At 46.8% G+C, this 17,133-nt stretch carries 14 protein-coding genes; 12 read left to right on the forward strand and 2 right to left on the reverse strand.

Translation table 11 applies throughout. The features are described 5' to 3' along the window. The first annotated feature begins 284 nt into the window (after nt 1-284). The 7 genes from G8759_RS05000 (at nt 285) to G8759_RS05030 (ending at nt 11,507) form a co-directional block, all read left to right on the forward strand. Nucleotides 285-1,736: a capsule assembly Wzi family protein gene (locus G8759_RS05000; protein WP_232074295.1), complete on the forward strand. Its 1,452-nt coding sequence runs from the start codon at nt 285-287 to the stop codon at nt 1,734-1,736. 186 nt (nt 1,737-1,922) lie between these two features. Next, nucleotides 1,923-3,302 carry a sugar transferase gene (locus G8759_RS05005; protein ID WP_167205801.1) on the forward strand — a complete coding sequence of 460 codons (1,380 nt, stop codon included), beginning with the start codon at nt 1,923-1,925 and terminating at the stop codon, nt 3,300-3,302. Nucleotides 3,303-3,419: 117 nt separating this feature from the next. After that, nucleotides 3,420-4,904, forward strand: coding sequence for a capsule assembly Wzi family protein (locus G8759_RS05010; protein ID WP_232074134.1), 1,485 nt, complete (start codon nt 3,420-3,422; stop codon nt 4,902-4,904). 122 nt (nt 4,905-5,026) lie between these two features. Continuing rightward, nucleotides 5,027-6,289, forward strand: coding sequence for a serine hydrolase domain-containing protein (locus G8759_RS05015; protein WP_394353299.1), 1,263 nt, complete (start codon nt 5,027-5,029; stop codon nt 6,287-6,289). A 70-nt stretch (nt 6,290-6,359) separates the two neighbouring features. Continuing rightward, a complete protein-coding gene (locus G8759_RS05020; RefSeq protein ID WP_167205804.1) occupies nt 6,360-7,286 on the forward strand; it encodes an alpha/beta hydrolase in 927 nt (308 codons plus the stop codon). A 360-nt stretch (nt 7,287-7,646) separates the two neighbouring features. Beyond that, a complete protein-coding gene (locus tag G8759_RS05025; protein WP_167205806.1) occupies nt 7,647-8,639 on the forward strand; it encodes a matrixin family metalloprotease in 993 nt (330 codons plus the stop codon). An 84-nt stretch (nt 8,640-8,723) separates the two neighbouring features. Then, nucleotides 8,724-11,507 (forward strand): CHAT domain-containing protein, encoded by a 2,784-nt coding sequence (locus G8759_RS05030; RefSeq protein ID WP_232074135.1) that lies wholly within the window; start codon nt 8,724-8,726, stop codon nt 11,505-11,507. A gap of 76 nt (nt 11,508-11,583) precedes the next feature. Here G8759_RS05030 and G8759_RS05035 read toward each other — a convergent pair whose 3' ends face one another. After that, the gene (locus G8759_RS05035) at nt 11,584-11,766 is read right to left on the reverse strand and encodes a hypothetical protein (protein ID WP_167205808.1); all 183 of its coding nucleotides are present in this window, start codon (nt 11,764-11,766) and stop codon (nt 11,584-11,586) included. 109 nt (nt 11,767-11,875) lie between these two features. Further along, on the reverse strand, nt 11,876-12,070 hold the full coding sequence (locus G8759_RS05040) for a hypothetical protein (RefSeq protein ID WP_167205810.1): 195 nt from the start codon (nt 12,068-12,070) through the stop codon (nt 11,876-11,878). Nucleotides 12,071-12,242: 172 nt separating this feature from the next. Here G8759_RS05040 and G8759_RS05045 point away from each other — a divergent pair, with 172 nt between their 5' ends. From G8759_RS05045 to G8759_RS05065, 5 genes are read left to right on the forward strand one after another with little or no spacing between them, the layout of a single operon-like run. Then, a complete protein-coding gene (locus G8759_RS05045) occupies nt 12,243-12,821 on the forward strand; it encodes an RNA polymerase sigma factor (protein WP_167205812.1) in 579 nt (192 codons plus the stop codon). Then, a complete protein-coding gene (locus tag G8759_RS05050) occupies nt 12,818-13,507 on the forward strand; it encodes a tetratricopeptide repeat protein (protein WP_167205814.1) in 690 nt (229 codons plus the stop codon). The genes G8759_RS05045 and G8759_RS05050 overlap by 4 nt, the downstream gene beginning before the upstream one ends. A gap of 25 nt (nt 13,508-13,532) precedes the next feature. Then, nucleotides 13,533-14,801, forward strand: a complete 1,269-nt coding sequence (locus G8759_RS05055) for a hypothetical protein (RefSeq protein WP_167205816.1) — start codon at nt 13,533-13,535, stop codon at nt 14,799-14,801. Beyond that, entirely contained in the window at nt 14,798-15,466 is a 669-nt protein-coding gene (locus G8759_RS05060) for a hypothetical protein (RefSeq protein ID WP_167205818.1), read from the forward strand. The genes G8759_RS05055 and G8759_RS05060 overlap by 4 nt, the downstream gene beginning before the upstream one ends. After that, a complete protein-coding gene (locus G8759_RS05065) occupies nt 15,427-16,941 on the forward strand; it encodes a hypothetical protein (protein WP_167205820.1) in 1,515 nt (504 codons plus the stop codon). Before G8759_RS05060 ends, G8759_RS05065 begins: the two co-directional genes overlap by 40 nt. The last annotated feature ends 192 nt before the right edge of the window (nt 16,942-17,133 follow it).

Here is a 17,133-nt window from a genome sequence, read left to right on the forward strand (position 1 = left end):
GAATTACTTCATTCATAAAAAAGGCCTGTGTTTACTGCACAGGCCTTTTTTATGAATATTTAGATCCATTATTTAGTACGATGTATAAATCTAAACAGAAAGTCTGAACACGTAAACTCAAAAAGTAAGCGGGTTAGCAATAAAGACGAACTTCAGGCATTATTATTGTGAGTTTATTTTCTCACTCTACCCGACAATCAATGCATAATTGTTTAAGGTCAGGTTTCTTACACTACTTTGTTGGTATACTCACCGGTTTTGCTTCTTCCGCGCAGGCTCAATCAATCCGTCAACCTAATTATTACACTGCTGAAATAGGAACCTATGTGGCTTCCTCAACAGAAACTCCATTTTGGTTAAGAGCGAATCAGTATGGTATTGTCCCCAACAGATCCCCTTTGGCGACGTTTCGGGCTGGTGTCTACAGTGGTTACGATTCCACTCAACATAGTACAGGAAGGTGGCATGATTCAAGGTATGATTTTGCTTATGGTCTTAATGTAGTCGTTAATACGACCCAAAATCAATTGTCCTACGAACATAATGTGTTATTGCCTGAAGCCTATGTAAAAGTGCGTCGCGGTATTTTCGAGCTTTATGTCGGTCGGCAGCGGGAAAAATTCGGCCTGGCGGATTCGACATTGTCAACAGGTTCGTATGCCTGGTCAGGAAACGCCATGCCTGTTCCTAAAATCCAGATATCTATTCCCGTTTTCACGCCTATTGGCTTTACAAAAGGTTGGGTCGCCGTCCAGGGTACGTTTGCGCATGGTTATCTGGATGCCCAGGGTTATATTCAAAACACCATGCTACACCAAAAGTCTTTGTACCTACGTGTAGGGCGGGAGCGGGATCCTGTGCGTGTATATGGGGGACTCAACCATCAGGCCGTTTGGGGGGGACATGCAACAGATCCTACAGGCATTCCAGGAACTATTCCGGTTGGTGGTAAACTGCCGAATGGTTTAATTAACTATCTGTATGTAGTGAGTACAATTAATTCGGGCCGTACAGATACGCAGCAATATACCTTTTTTGATTTGACAAATCGGGTGGGTAATCACCTTGGCTCGATCGATCTGGCCGCTGAGTTCGATTTGGTGCGTCATACCTTGTATATGTACAGACAGAATTTATACGAAGACGGCTCCCTGTTTTATTTAATTAATATCGCCGATGGTTTGAATGGCATCCGTTTACGTCGGAATGATCCAAATGCAATTGTGCGGGATTTTTTGTTTGAGTTTCTCAATACAACCAGTCAGGGTGGTCCTGAATTTATTATTGATAATCCTGATAAACGAGGGAAAGATGATTATTTTAATCATCAACAATATCGGGATGGCTGGGCTTATCGCCAACATACGATTGGCACCCCTTTTATTGCCCCTGCCCTCGGCGCACAAGACCAGTATCCATATGGGACATTTACCAGAAATAATAGATTATATGTCTTTCATGTAGGAATGGCTGGAAGTCTACCGATACAGGGAAGTCTGCTGACGAGCCCTATTTCCTATCAGGTGAAGTTGTCATTTAGCCGAAACTTTGGCACTTATGACAATCCTTTTCCAACGATTCGAAACCAGTTTTCAGGATATGCAAGTATAGTGGCTCCTTTAGATCTTTTAGGGGGTATTCACCTAACCGGTAGTATTGCTACAGATGCTGGAACATTGTATCAGAATGGAATAGGGGGATATATTAGCCTGAAGAAAAACTGGCAGGCCCGATAGAATAATACACTGCATATTAAACCTATCAACAGATCATGTCAACAAATAGGATAAAAATCACTACATTGCGGGGCATTGTGATGAACCGTAGGATAATTTTAAGAAATGACGCCAATTTCAGGCATTATATTAGCCCTACAAGTGTAAATAAGTAGTAGTACTAGTCCGCACACTAAATCAATTAATATGAGGCATCGTTATTCCATATTATTCTTTCCGCTCCATGTGATAGTTGATTTCCTGAGCCTGAATGCGGCTTTTATTGGTGCGTATGGAATAAAGTTTGGAACGATTGATCCCGTTTTTGAACCACCTTACGCTACATTATGGTGGGTTTTTAATTTGATCTGGTTAGTAGAGATTCTATTATTTAAACCCTACATTTTCCCGCGCCAGCTTTTTAAGGCTGACCATTTAATCAAAAAAATGTTTGTTCTGATGGCCGTTCATATGGCTGTCATTGCCTTATATTGGGTTGCTGTTAAAGGGTATTATTATTCACGAGAGCATTTAGCCATTACTTATGGAATATTTGCTAGCTTGGGAATAGCCTTTCGGATCGGGGGGTTGATTTTTTTAAAGGAATATCGTGCCAGAGGGTACAATAACCGCAAATATATTGTAGTAGGATACGGCAAATTGGCAACTACAATTCGCGGTTTTTATGACGCTCATCCTGAAATGGGATTCCATTTCTACGGCTATTTTGATGAACCCACAACCGATACCGCTACGTTGCTAAGAGGGGGTTACGATCAACTTCTTGATTATGTTCGAATTAATCAAATCGACTGTGTCTATTGCTGTATGCCTTACATTGATAATGGCCGCCTAAAGGATATTGTAGACGATGCTGAAGAAGTTGACTATCAGGTAAAGCTTTTAGTTGACTTTAGAGGATTTCTGGCAAGAGGTGCTTCTGTTGAGTACCATGATATTCTGCCAGTGCTGAATCTGTCGTCGCAGATGCTCGCTGATTTTCAGGTTAATACACTTAAGCGGGGTTTTGATATCGCTTTCTCACTTGGCGTACTGCTTTTTGGGGCTCCTGTTTTTTTACTAATGGCGCTTATAACCCGCCTTACTTCAGAAGGGCCAGTGCTTTATGCACAGGAGCGTATTGGACGTAATGGGAAACCGTTTCGTATCTATAAATTCCGTAGTATGTACATTAACGCGGAAACCAATGGCCCCGTGCTGTCAGCGGGTAATCGTGATGGTCGTATTACATCTTGGGGATGGTTTATGCGTCAGACCAGACTGGATGAATTACCTCAATTTTTTAACGTACTCAAAGGAGATATGTCTGTTGTTGGGCCACGTCCGGAGCGACAGTTCTTCATTGACCAGATTGTTGAGGTAGCTCCTGAATACCGCTCATTACTTAAAGTTAAGCCGGGGATTACATCAATTGGCCAAATCAAATTTGGCTATGCTGCTAATATTGAAGAAATGGTGCAGCGTTTACGATATGATCTACTCTATCCTGAGCGTCGGTCTTTCCTGTTTGATATGTGGATAATTGCCCAAACAGTTCGGGTGATGGTACAGGGCCGTGGTAAGTAGCTGCTAAAGCGGCCGGTACTAGTCCATCTTTTTTCTCTCTTTATGAGAATTTCCTTTTTCGTTTTTTGTTGGCTTTGTTTTCTGGGGGGATGTTCTAGTACATCGTACGGACAACGAATGAATCAGTATTCGGCTGAAGTAGGAGGAATGGCTTCATCTGATCAAACGCCTTTCTGGTTGCGTGCCAATCAATATGGTACAGTGCCACTGACTACTCCATTCCTGCGTCTGAATGTCAACCTGCATTCCGATTACCAGCCAACAGACAGCACAGGTTACCGTCATAAATCAGATTGGGGTTACGGTTTAAATGTTGTGGCTAATGCTGGACAAAACAGCCAGTTTTTACTCCCGGAAGCATACATCAAAGGCCGATTAGGGGCGTTTGAATTTTATGCCGGTCGCCGAAAAGAAATCGTTGGGCTGGTTGATACGCTCCTGACAACGGGGGCTTATGCCTGGTCAGGAAATGCGCTTCCGATTCCTAAAATCCAGATTGGGTTACCAACCTTTACGCCGATTCCATTTACAAAAGGGGTCATATCTGTGTTAGGTGCCTGGGCACACGGCTGGTTCGAAAATTCTGATCGCCTGGTGAAAGGTTCTTACTTACATCATAAATATTTCTATTTGCGATTGGGTAAACCATCCTGGCGGGTTCGTCTATACAGCGGATTTAATCACCAGGTTATCTGGGGGGGGTATGCTGATCCTAAAGTATTGGGTCCTGTTGTTGCCGTAGATGGAAAATTGCCATCGAGTTTACGGTACTACCCGAACGTAATTTTAGGGACGAGGGGCAATGATTTCGCCAATGATAATAACCTTACCTCATTTGAAGATAACCGCATCGGCAATCATTTGGGCTCGCTCGATTTAGCCGCCGATGTTGACTTCAATTCCTGGAATCTCTACGTCTACAGACAGTTTCTGTACGATGACGGATCGTTGTTTTATGGAACAAACATCCAGGATGGGCTCAATGGGTTACGGATCAAGAACCTGACTGAGCCAACCGGATCCGCATTTTTTCTGCGGCAATTTACATTTGAATACCTTTTCACTGGTAGTCAGGGTGGATCCGAGTTCGTCATCGACGATCCTGAGCGCCGTGGACGTGATAATTATTTCAATCACAGCCAGTTTGTTGACGGCTGGACCTACTTTGGCCGTACAATAGGTACACCCTTTTTGATGCCTAGAACTGAAATTAATCCGGATTTATCTACGTTTAGTAGCGCTATTGCCAATAACCGGGTTAGCGTGTTTCATGTCGGTCTTAGTGCTTTGTTGTTTAATGCAATTGACTTAACTACACGGCTATCCTACAGTATTAATGCCGGAACGTACGACATACCGTTTGTTAATCTTCCCCGACAGTTTTCGGGTTTAGTAACTTTAGGGGTACCCATCAATATTTTGGGGGGTGCCGTTATTAACGGATCGATTGCGGCCGACGCCGGAAAATTACTGCCAGGAAGTGTTGGCGCTTATCTGGGACTGAAGAAAACGGGTTTTCTGGGCAGTCAACCATCACGAACTAAACCAGTTACAAATCCGAAGAGACGCTCAGCACGTGAAACGCCGAACTACCGTTGGTAATAGCTAATAGTAACTACTTCAGATCGTCAGTTTTTTTAGCTAATTTCGAACGAACGGGTATTATCTGTAAGGTTGCTAGGTTTATTTTTGTGCATAAATAATAAGTAGAGTAAGCGTAAAACATGTGTGTGAGGATGGTGCGGATGAACAAAATCTGGAGTACAATAAGTGTATTAGTCCTGCTAAACCTTATTCTTTCCTGTGGCCAGAGTACACAGAAGCAATTGGATAAGTCAGCGAATGCCCTGCGCACGTGTGCCGATGAGCAAGTACTAACTTCCAACCAGCAAACAACGATTCGCCAGCAGATTAATGCCGATGAAAAAGCGCAGCAGATTGAGCGTATTTTTCAGCAGAAAGTTCGCGAGGGGTTGAATGGGAATGTGCTGGTGGCTCAGAAAGGCATGGTTCTCTACAAACATTGCTTTGGCCTGGGCCATTTTGAACGAGGTGCCCGAGATACACTGGTCGAAGACTCTAAATTCCAGCTGGCATCCCTCTCCAAAACCTTTACTGCCGTTGGAACCCTTAAATTAATTGAGCTCGGTAAGCTTAATTTTGAGGATACCATTCAGAAATTTTACCCGGAATTCCCCTATCATGGCATTACGATTCGTCAGTTGCTGAGCCATCGAAGCGGCTTGCCCAATTATCAATATGCCTTCGACGATAGTATGAAGGTGAATTTCTACAAAAAAGAGAAGCCATACCCGACCAATGCGACCATTATGCACTGGTTTGCAACGGTCAAACCAACACCGCACGCCTATAACGTACCGGGGAGAGGCTTTAGTTACAGCAATACAAACTACATGGTTCTGGCGTCCATAATCGAAAAAGTGACGGGCAAGAGCTATGAAGCCTATATTCATTCGGCAATTTTTGAGCCTCTGGGCATGCACCAGACCTTTGTTGCTACGACTAAAAACGACTCACTAAATTACCACCGGACCGCAGGTTACCAGTGGAATAGGCGAATACCTAAAGATTATTACGACGATGTAGTAGGAGATAAAGGGATCTATTCGACAATTGGCGATTTATTCCGTTGGTATCGGGCGCTTAACGGGGATTGTGTGTTGCAGAAAAAGACACTGAAAGAGGCATTTATACCCAGAAGCTTCGAACGGAAAGGCGCGAAGAACTATGGATATGGGTTCCGAATGATGTTGAACGACAGCAACCAACCTGAATTTATCTATCATTCAGGCTGGTGGAAGGGCTATAATACCATGTTCTGGTTTAGCCCCAAAGATGAATACGTCATTATCATGCTCGGTAATAAGTACAATAAAACGGTCTATCGGGTCAAAGAACTCATTGACGTGTTGCATGGGGGGGGCAAAAATTCAGAGGTAACTGATGACGCAGAAGCCGAAATATGAGTAGAGCCGATCACCCGGTCGGCTTTTCTGTACTCATGAATGTCTGCTCATTGTTAACCCGTTGCCTTTTATGCGCGCCTTATTTGTTACGACGCTTTTGACTATGCTCCTTACGCAAACTGCCCGCTCGCAGGAAATCCTGAAATTATGGCCCGATAATGCCATCCCCAATGCCATTGCTGGCGTGCAGATTGACGAAAAAGCTGAACCCGGTAGTGATGGCATTATGCGTATTAGTAACGTGTCGGTGCCAACACTTACTGCTTATTTACCCGCCAAAGGGAAAGAAACAGGTGCTGCCGTAATGATTTGCCCCGGTGGTGGTTACTCGATCCTGGCGTCAGGACATGAGGGGGTCGATGTGGCCAAGTGGTTCAATGAGATGGGCGTGACGGCTTTCGTGTTGAAATACCGTCTGCCTAATGAGAAAATCATGACCAATCAGCAGGAAGTTCCGCTGCTGGACGCGATGCAGGGTATGCTGCTGATTCGGCAAAATGCGGCCAAATATGGCATTGATCCTAATAAAATTGGCGTAATGGGCTTCTCCGCGGGTGGACACCTGGCAGCAACACTTGCTACCCACTATCATCGGGGACCTAAGGCCAGTGAGCAGTCCAAGCCGAATTTCGCTATTCTCCTGTATCCGGTGGTAACCTTCGGTGATAAAGCGCACGTCGGTTCGCGGGATAAATTATTAGGGAAGTTGAATACCTCGCCTGAGATGATTGCTTACTATTCGAACGAGCTACAGGTCAGCAGCCAGACGCCACCAACGTTTCTGGTTCACTCGGAAGATGATAAGGCCGTTCCGGTTGAAAACAGCATTAATTATTACCTCGCCTGCCTGAAAAATAATATTCCGGTTGAAATGCACCTTTACCCCAAAGGTGGTCATGGCTACGGGCTTCGCACCGCAAAATTCGGATCACTCAATACATGGCCCGAAACCTGTAAAGCCTGGTTAATGGCCTTGACCGCCCCTAAACATAATTAGTGTGTTTAGACGCTAAGCTATTTTCCTGTAAGGCAATCACCCTATTGCCTGAATGGATTCGCTGCTGGTCGATAGCGTTGACAGTACCTTTTCGGCAGCTCACGAAAAAAGGCTTCTCCATCAATCATCCAGAACATAGCGCCCTGCATAAACGCCGGGCGAAGCAGTTGTCTGTTCTAGCAGACTACGCAACAGAATCGGTAGAGAAGTATAGATCGATAGCAAAACCCGGCGGATATCCAACGCTTAATAAAATAAGGTACGTTTAATAAATAGGCGTTAGCCGTAATTATTGATGCCCAATGGCATTCAATAACTTGCTGAATCGTAGGGCGACAACTTGCTCCGATGACCTCTTTTATGCGAAAACTATCTACACAAACAGTAACACTTTCTCTTATTTTACTGGTTGGCCTGTTCTGGCAATGCGAGGACATTCCGCCGACAGCCTCCAGATTGGTCTACGTGAGCGCCGACCAGAATGACATGGCTCGCCGGGTAACTACCGACTGCGCATTTCGGTATAACATTGTTAATACCTTTAAAAGACTCAACAACGACGGCCAACGGGCGGCCATTCGGGCTGGGTTTGATCTGTGGCAAAAAGTAAATCCCAATCTCGGCTTTCTGGAATTACCGAACCGATCCGTGCTGGCGGTTAAGTTTGTCGATCCATCAGAAATACCCAATCAGACGGCTACATCAACGGTAGGTTTGGTAAGAGGGGCAGCAACCGTGACAGGCGGGCTTCGTAGAGAAAGTAACGGAACCTACACCATTTTATTAAGCGACACCTACGACTGGAGCGAAACGGCATTGACCAAGGCCATTGCTTACCATGCGGGTCTCTTTCTGGGAATGGCTACTTCTGCCGAATCGAGTTCGCTGATGTCGACGCTATTTGTCGGGCAATCGATTCGTGCTTCAAAAGCAGATTCCGCAGCGATCAATAAACTGTATACAACTACTTGCAAAGACCTTACTGTGAGTTATATGCCCTTTACGCTGCAAGTAAATGGACCAATTACTAAAACGGTCAGGTTAGATAAGCAAGGTATCATTTCGGTAAAAGCTACTGGACTCATAACTGTAGGTTCATTTGTTGGTATTTCGGGGCCAGATGGGAAAGATGGGCTTTTTGGCTTTCCAATTCCTCAATATAGCATTGTACCAGAGTTTCTCCATGCTTCCTTAATGTACAAACTCAACAATGAAGCGAACTGGCATTATTGTAGTAAGGAGTGCAGTTTTTCTACGCCTGAAACACAATATGCTGATTTTACATTTGGGGTCAATGATCTCAATTTAACCGACAATACCGGTGCCTATACGGTAGTCGTGGATTACAAATAACCTGAATTACCTTCCTCTTAGTTAGCCTTCTTCTGTTCCGTGAACTGCCGATCTGCCTGCTGGCTGTTGCTTCTGCTCCTTTGGGTGCCCAGACTTACGTGGGCGCAGGCGGCCCTGTCTGATAAATACCGCCAGCGGGCCGAGTCGCTTTATGGCGAGGGGAAATATGAGAAAGCCATAATCTGGTACGAAAAAGCCTTTGGGCTGGTGCAGCATAGCGACCCCGTACGGGCAGCCAACCTCTGCGTTGACCTCAGCAGCATGGATTACATGAAGAACCATACCCGTAAGGCTACCGACCGTTGCCTGCTCGGGCTGCGCTACATTAATCCATTGAAAACAGCCCCTGACTCGGTTCGTTTTAAGCTCTTTTCGAGCTTAGGGACGTATTATATAGCCCTATACCGGAATGATTCGGCACTCTATTATTTCCACAAAGCCAATGCATTGTTAGCACAAAATCCACGCATTGAAGCACAGATTGCGCTTTATGTGCTTTACCATTTTAACAACCAGGGGAGTTGGTTTTTTAAAATGGGCAATTACACTAGAAGCCTCTCGTATTTAGCTAAGTCACGAGAGTTAGCCATAAAGTATAATCTGTCGGAGGAAATTTCTTATATAGAAAGTAATCTAGCGGGGTGTTACAGTGCAATGGGTGTTGTTAAGGAAGCATTAGCACATAGATTATTAGCCAATAAATTTTATCGAAAAAGAGATATTCGTAAATGTGGAAATTTATCAGGTATTGGTTGGGCTTTATATGGATTAAAGCGTTACTCTGAAGCTATAAGCTATTTTGATCAATCAGAACGATTGATATTTGAATTACGTCTGGGGAAAAAAACAACAGATTATTTATCAGATCAAATCCATCTTTGGCGCATGATGAGCAACTGCTATCGAGCAGTTAACCAATTGTCGACATCCGATCACTTTATCGATCAGGCAACTCGCTTGCACTATCAATACATAGGTAATCAAGGCTCTTTATTGGCTCAGGTGTTGCTAGAAAAGGGGAAACTCTATGAAGCGCGGAATGAGCCCGAACGGGCTCTAAGGTCCTATCAGGCTGCTATTCGGGCCGTTTGCCGCGATACAACCGGATTGACGAATAATTGGCGAAACCCTTCGGCTGAAACTGCTTCTGATGAAGCCACTTTACTACTGGCCGCTACCCATAAAGCGGCTGCTCTGAAAAAACAGTATGACGCCACGCACAAAAATACTTACCTGAACGCATCGGTTGACACCTACCGCTATTGTGTCAGACTTCAGCAGCGCATTCGGCATGGAATCGATACCGATCAGTCGCAGGTTATTTTTTCAGACCGCCAGCACGCGCTTGTGCCCGATGCCATAGCGGCTACATTCGAAGCGTACCAGCATCAGCCAGGCACAGCGTTGCGAGAGGCCCTGTTTCAGCTTTTCGAGCAGGCGCAGGCCAGTAGTCTGCGCGAAGCCTTCCTGTTGAATACCATAAAACCCCAGACTATACCGGGCCCCATGCTCGAACGGGAGCAACGCCTGAAAAAACGGATCAGTGAGCTGAAAAAACGTTCGGTAAGCGATACGGCCGCGAGTACTGAACTTACGGCTTGCCAGCTCCAGTGGCACCAGCTCATGGAAACGTTCCGCCAGGATTATCCGGCCTATTACCGGCTCAACTATCAGGATGTGGCCATGAGTAGCCGAGCCCTACAGCAGCAACTGGGCCATCAGGCTGCCTACATTGCCTATGTTCGGCGGGGGGCTTCACTATTTATCCTGGTGGTTACCGATGGGGCCATTGATGTTATTCGTCAGCCCATCGATGCGGCTCGTTTCGATGAGCAGTTGGTAAAATTGAGTCAGGAACTTTACCATGACCCCGTGCTGGGACGATACAACGGAACGGCCTATGCCGCAGGGTTGTATGCCGCCTGCATCGAGCCGATTCGGAAGCAGCTGGCGGGCAAAACACGGCTCGTTATCAGCCGCGACTGGAGCTTTAATTTTTTGCCATTCGAAGTGCTTGAAACGGGCAGGCAGTCGCGGGATTACCTGACCCGCCATGTAGCTATTGCCTATGCCTTTTCGGCCCAGTCGTTTTTCGATGTACACCAACGTTCTGCCAGTACCAACCCCGTGCTGGTGATGGCCCCATTTGCGCGGGCTGAGGCACTTGAATCAACCGTCAACCGCCAGGGTACAGCGCAGACACTTGCATCGAGCGAAGCCGAAGCCCGTAGCATTGGTGGCGATGTGCTGATTGGCCCTGAAGCCAATTTGCCGAATTTTCTGCAAACAAGTTTCGATCGGCCGGTTATATACTTTGCTACGCATGCCAAAACCGACGACGCCGATCCGGCCAACTCCTACATCGCGTTTTATCCCGGCGAAACGGATAAACTTTATACCGACGACATCTATAATCTGTCGCTGTCATCCACGGGACTGGCTGTACTGGGGGCCTGCGAAACCGGGTCGGGCCAGATCAGGAAAGGGGAAGGAATTCTGTCACTGGCGCGGGCGTTTGCGTATGCGGGGTGCCCATCAGTTGTCACGACACTCTGGAAAGCCAATGACGAAACCACGTCTTTTCTGACCATTCGGCTCCACCATTATTTGGAGGAGGGCATGTCTACCGATCGGGCGTTACAGCAGGCCCGACTCGATTTTTTCGAATCGCCGATATTCCCTAAATACGATCATCCCTATTACTGGGCCAATTATACTTTGCTTGGCAACTATGATCCGGTGATGCCGGATGGGGATCAATCAATGGCCGTTTGGTGGCTGCTTCTTGTTGTGGGCATTGGTCTGCTTGTGTTCTGGCAGCGAAAACGATTGGTACGTACTTTAAGAGAAAAGGAGCAGGTGGCCTAAATCTATAAGGGTTGTACGCTGAGCAGAGCCTATAACTAAAAATGAGCCCCGTTTGAGGCTCATTTTTATGGCAAAATCAATTCGGCCAGCCAGTCTTAGGTGGCTGATCGGCCTCGTCATCGGCGAGGGTGGGATGGGCTTCGGTGGTTTTTTTAACCGGAGCGGCTTGAGGGTCAACGGACTCCGACTGGCAGGAAGCCAGGGTAAAGGTGGTCGTCAGGGCGAACAGGACCAGCAGATTTTTAAGGTTGGTACGCATGGGTTGAATAATTGGTAAAACGCTTAAAATTAGGCTTTTTCTGATCGTAAGCTTGCTTCTCTTATAAAAATGAGCCCTTTGGAGGCTCATTTTTATAAGAGAAGCAAGCTTAATTTCCGTCTCCACCATTGTTACCATTTTTGGGCGGTTGGTCGGCCTCGTCATCAGCGAGGGTAGGATGGGCTTCGGTGGTTTTTTTAACCGGAGCGGCTTGAGGTTCAACAGGCTCCGACTGGCAGGAAGCCAGGGTAAAGGTGGTCGCCAGAGCGAAGAGGACCAACAGATTTTTAAGGTTGGTACGCATAAGAAAGCAGGATTTGAAGTTTGGGAAACCGAATCCCCCCGGATTCACAGCTTCACGTCCTGGCTTTTCACTTTTCCTGATGCGTGCTCAAAAATTTTTAATTTTTTTTTAAGTGTGTTACCTCGTCGGCATTGGGCGGCATAAAGACACAAAGAAGCTTTTATCCTTCCTCATGCAGAGAACCTTTACAGACCAGCAGATTTTTGACGGTTTACTCACGAAGAATGCCCCCGTAGTGGAAGCCATCGTATGCTTCCTCTATGATCAGTGTCAGCGAAGCGTGACGCGGATGGTAACCCGCAACAAAGGCTCTGATGCCGATGCCGAGGATTTGTTTCAGGAGGTAATCGTGGTATTTCTGCAAAACACCTGGGATGGTAAATTCCAGCTCCGTCAGAACACCCGCGTGACGACCTACATTTACGAAATCGCGCATCTGATGTGGCTGAAAGAGCTGCGCAGGCGGGCCGCCCAGAACAAACGCAACGACCGCTACGGCCAGCAGCAGAGTGATGAGCAACCGGATGCGCCCAGTCCCGAGCAGGAGCTTATGAGCGATGAGGAAGTGAGATCGGCACGGGCCATCTTCGGGCGGCTGGGCGACATGTGCCAGGAGCTATTGAAGGCATTTTACTTCGATAAGAAGTCGATGAAACAGATAGCCGAAGAGTTTGGATTGGGAACGGAAGACAACGCCAAAACCAAAAAGTACCGATGCGTGCTTGCGCTGAGGAAACTAATGACATCATGAAAAGACCAACTGATAAACAACAGGAGCACGAGTGGATAGAGCGTTATCTGAGCGGTCAGATGACCAGCGACGAAAGGGCTGAGGTTGAGGCCGAAAGGCAAACCGACCCCGACTTCGATAATGAAGTAATTCTCCTTAAACGCACACACGAACTAATGAAGGAAGCTTTTCTGGAACAGCGGGCCGTGGCCACGCTGAAACAACTTCAACAGCAAAGCCGCCAGCGAACGCAGCGCATTCGGTTAGTCCGCCGTTCGCTGTCGGGGGTTGTCAGTGCGGGCTTCATGCTAATTCTATACCTGTCGGTTGTGCCGGTGGTCTTTCCCGACTCCGAAAACGACATCAACGTAACCCGCAGCCTGGCCGACGATAGTAGCACCGTCGCCGTGGTTCAGAAACGGGCCTTCAATCAGTTTTTTGACGGACAGGCTCACCTGACCGAAGGCCAGTATGCGCTGGCTGTGAAAAACTTCGAACAGGTGCTGAGATCATCGGATATTCGGCCCTATTTCCGCGAAGCAGCCCAATGGCATCTGGCCGTCGCCTATCTGAAAAGCGGTGAACCTGATAAGGCAGAGCGCGTATATGCCCAATTTACGCAGTGTATCGATTGTGAGTATCCGATCAAAACGGTTGACCGCTGGAAAATCTGGTGGCAAATCAAATGGGCACAGTGGCTCAGCTAATGTTTTTTGATCTTCATCGGTGAACATGTCCACATTTTCTTTTTTCCCGAATCGTAAAAGAGACATTGCCCGTCTGATCGAGCAGAGCCGACTGCTGTTCGATGCCGAATCGAAGCAAAACTTCGCCGAACAGGTTGGCGAGGTCTTCGATCCGCTGATCGATCGTCGTCTGTCAAAAGCCGAACGCGCCAATGAACCCCTACAGCAAACGATCCTTTTCGAGCTTTGTGGTCTGATCGGTACGCTGACCATTACGGATACGTATTTTATAGAACACTATAAGACCGTTCTGGATGATCTGATTGATGCCTGCCGCTGGAAAGTCCAGATCAAGGATATTCCCTTTGTGGAAATGGCCCAGAACAGCGGGCAGCGGCAGACGGACATTCGGCGGTGGATTACCCAGCTTCGTGAACGTCAGAAACCCAGCCATGCCCAGAAGTTGGCGCTCCTGCTAACTCCGACCGATCAACAGGAGGTGGTCTACCGAACATTGCGCTCCTTTCTGGCCTATCTGGAAAAACAGAATCAGCCTATCCACACAACCCCTTTATTCTGGCTTCGTAATGGGCGTGTTCAGCTGCGAATCAATCTTTTTCGGGAGTACTTACTCGAACAGATCGCACTGCGGGTATATTTATTCCATAAATCCAGCGAGGCCGGTTTCATTGAAGAGAGCCTGAGTAAAGTAAAGCACTGGGTAACGGCGCAGGTGGCCGATCGGGCAGAAGGAATGGGGCCGGAACTCATCGAAGGCATCAACGATATTGTCAGCAAGGTGAAACTGGAGTTCATCAACAAATGCCAGCGTTACCGGGCCGATCCGGAAACGTTTTATCTGGACGCCAGACTGACGAGTTATCTGACTGGTTTCGTTAAGCGAAGTGCCGCTATCAGCAAGCTTCTGGCCGCGCAGAAACAGGATAGTAATGAAGACGAACTGACCAGTAAAAACGCCAGTACTGAATACACGCCTTATGACGATGATCCGCATGAGGCCGACGATTTGGAGGATACTGATGATGCGTTTGCTTTCGATGCATCCGATCATCTGGAAGAGCTACGAAATATCATGCGTTCGTGTTTGAAACTGTTATGCGAAACGTGCCGCGACCTTATTACGAGACATTACAACGATGGGTTTAGCCAGCCAGTACCGTTCAAGACGCTGGCTATCGAATTTGGCGGATCGGCCAAAACCCTGGAAAGCAGGTACCAGAAATGCATGGAGCGATTAAAAAAGATGGCTCAGGACGCTTATAAAAAACAACAACTAATACCATACCCCCGATGACACCATCTCAACGTCGACGACTTATCGAAAAACGCCAGCGGGGTACACTGACTGAAGAGGAGAATCAGCAATATCAGGAATTGCTGCGGACTGATCCCTCCTTTTACGACGATGTCAATACGCATACCATGTTGACCGATGTATTCAGGCAGGATGCTAATCAGGAGTTATGGGAAGCTGCCGGTAAAGCACGCGCTAAAGCCCGCAAACGCTCTACCGTTCTGGCTACTGTATGGCGCCATCCATATGCCTATGCCATGGCTGCCTGTGTTTCAGTGCTACTTGTAGGTGTGTGGGTAGGTGAAGGAGACTGGTTAAGAAATCTTTTCACTCAGCCAGGCAGTACGCCACAAATCGTTAAATCAGAGAAACGGGATGTTCGTTTGTTGACAGACAACTCGACGATGGGATATGATGACTACGGTGGTTCAATATGGATACAATGGAAGCAGAATCAGCAACAAAAGATACCACAAGCCTATACATTCTGCCGTGACACATTGACTGTTTTTCTGAAAAATCCTCAGGATACTGCCCAGTGGCAGTCGGTGGGGTTGCGTTTTAATTCGGAGAAACAGATATTGTATGTCAGTAGGCTTAATAAACCGCTTCTACCACTCCTCGAATGTACTCAAGCTCCTCAATCGCTTCCATTCTCGCCCTGACCGGGCTAGTTGGAACTCTCTTTCTAGCTACGCCAGTCAAGGCGCAGTTGCTGCGTGATGGTGACCGCTGTGACTGTGAAGATATTCCTGTTAAAAAGAGGCAGGGTTATCTGATAAATGAAGAAAAGGCCATACAACTGGTCAGCCAGATGTTGGTCGATATTAAAAAGTATGCACCCCAGATTCGGTTTAAGGGTAAGATTAAAGTTATAGAGACTGATTGTCCCTACCCAAGCGCCTTGCTTTGTACCTCGACGGCAAATGGCGAAGAGCGATTGATCACTTACAACAATGAGTACCTAAACCGAATCTCCAAAGAAAAGAATAAATTGACCTGGGTAGATTGGCATGTACTAGCACACGAAGTTGGCCACCATGTGTTGGGTCATCTGGATGGTAGTAGCCCGATCAATCCGGCCCAAATAGCATTTGAGAAAGAACCAAAATCTGGTGAGGGCGATAAGGCTGTGAAGGGGCAAAATGCAAAACAAAAAGCATCCGAGAGGCATGTTAAGGCTAATCAGCAGGCCAAAGAAATAGAAGCCGATTTTTTTGCTGTATGGCTGCTTATGAATAGTAATGACCGGTTTTCGTTCAGGAGTTTTATCACTAGTTTCGATAGCATCTTCGTTCGTTCATCGGAACGGGAAAGCCAAAGGCGAACCACGACTAGAAACAAATCAGACCGCTCCCATGACTCATCTGTCGAGTCAGCATCGCATCCTTTTTTTGGGGATCGGCTTAAGGCAATGACGCAGTTTTGGGATAAACTCCAGGCTAAGCGTGTAACCCTTGCCAGAGCCCATTACTTTTCTGATGCAGCCAATGCCGCCTATGTTGAACTACAACCCGAACGTACTATTTGGGATCTGGGATTCGTGGTAGGCATGACAGTAGCAGGAAAGCCTGTGTTTACGTCAAATGGGCTACCGGTAGCTGGTCTGCTTTATTCGTTTCCTGATACGAAAAACTGGTATGCTGGCCTGAATATTAGCCGTTTTAAGTGGCATAGCCCCGTGCGTTATGAAGCAGATGTAGCTTTCTCGAGCCAGCGGTATGGTACAATGTTTGGCGATGGTAGCTCAAAGCGGCTGATCGAAACACTGGATTTGCGCTATTTGACAATCTTCCCGAAGGTTACCTGGAGTCCGTTGGGCCGAAAAAGCAATCAATTTGTTGCTAACCGGATTGGTTTCTTTGCGAGTGCAGGACCAACTTTGAGACTGCCGTTGGGCATCGACTATACTAATACGGCTACGACTGTAGCCCCGGCTAATGTCCCGACGCTTCAAGTATCCGTTAGTCCACGTGTAACAATAGGCATCGAATTGCTTAGAAAAACTATTCGGGCGGGTGCCTACAAACTTGCAGTAAGCTATGAGTGTCAGAATATTCAGCTCAATACCGATCCGCAACCTAAAACAAAATCACACAATTTAGACGTCACCCTTCAATACAATTTTACCCGCTGGTGAGAACCTGTAAAGTATTGGTTTCTGAGTAAGATTTCGCCATTATACCGGACGTTGGTTTACTAAACTGACAATTTTTGAAAGTAGGGCTTAGTGTCTGATTGTTAAGATATACTCTTGACAGTCAGATACTAAGCCCTACTTTTTTTGTGCCTCTCCGCTCGATGGATCATCTGATTTTCGCTTCGTTAAAAA

Source organism: Spirosoma aureum, from assembly GCF_011604685.1.
Lineage (GTDB): Bacteria > Bacteroidota > Bacteroidia > Cytophagales > Spirosomataceae > Spirosoma > Spirosoma aureum.

Bases quoted from the DNA above. Each gene is read 5' to 3' on its own strand.
- G8759_RS05005 (WP_167205801.1), top strand. From the start codon at position 1,923: ATGAGGCATCGTTATTCCATATTATTCTTTCCGCTCCATGTGATAGTT.
- G8759_RS05025 (WP_167205806.1), top strand. From the start codon at position 7,647: ATGCGAAAACTATCTACACAAACAGTAACACTTTCTCTTATTTTACTG.
- G8759_RS05050 (WP_167205814.1), top strand. From the start codon at position 12,818: ATGAAAAGACCAACTGATAAACAACAGGAGCACGAGTGGATAGAGCGT.
- G8759_RS05065 (WP_167205820.1), top strand. From the start codon at position 15,427: ATGTACTCAAGCTCCTCAATCGCTTCCATTCTCGCCCTGACCGGGCTA.
- G8759_RS05035 (WP_167205808.1), bottom strand. From the start codon at position 11,766: ATGCGTACCAACCTTAAAAATCTGCTGGTCCTGTTCGCCCTGACGACC.
- G8759_RS05045 (WP_167205812.1), top strand. From the start codon at position 12,243: ATGCAGAGAACCTTTACAGACCAGCAGATTTTTGACGGTTTACTCACG.
- G8759_RS05055 (WP_167205816.1), top strand. From the start codon at position 13,533: ATGTCCACATTTTCTTTTTTCCCGAATCGTAAAAGAGACATTGCCCGT.
- G8759_RS05020 (WP_167205804.1), top strand. From the start codon at position 6,360: ATGCGCGCCTTATTTGTTACGACGCTTTTGACTATGCTCCTTACGCAA.
- G8759_RS05010 (WP_232074134.1), top strand. From the start codon at position 3,420: ATGAATCAGTATTCGGCTGAAGTAGGAGGAATGGCTTCATCTGATCAA.
- G8759_RS05040 (WP_167205810.1), bottom strand. From the start codon at position 12,070: ATGCGTACCAACCTTAAAAATCTGTTGGTCCTCTTCGCTCTGGCGACC.
- G8759_RS05060 (WP_167205818.1), top strand. From the start codon at position 14,798: ATGACACCATCTCAACGTCGACGACTTATCGAAAAACGCCAGCGGGGT.
- G8759_RS05015 (WP_394353299.1), top strand. From the start codon at position 5,027: ATGTGTGTGAGGATGGTGCGGATGAACAAAATCTGGAGTACAATAAGT.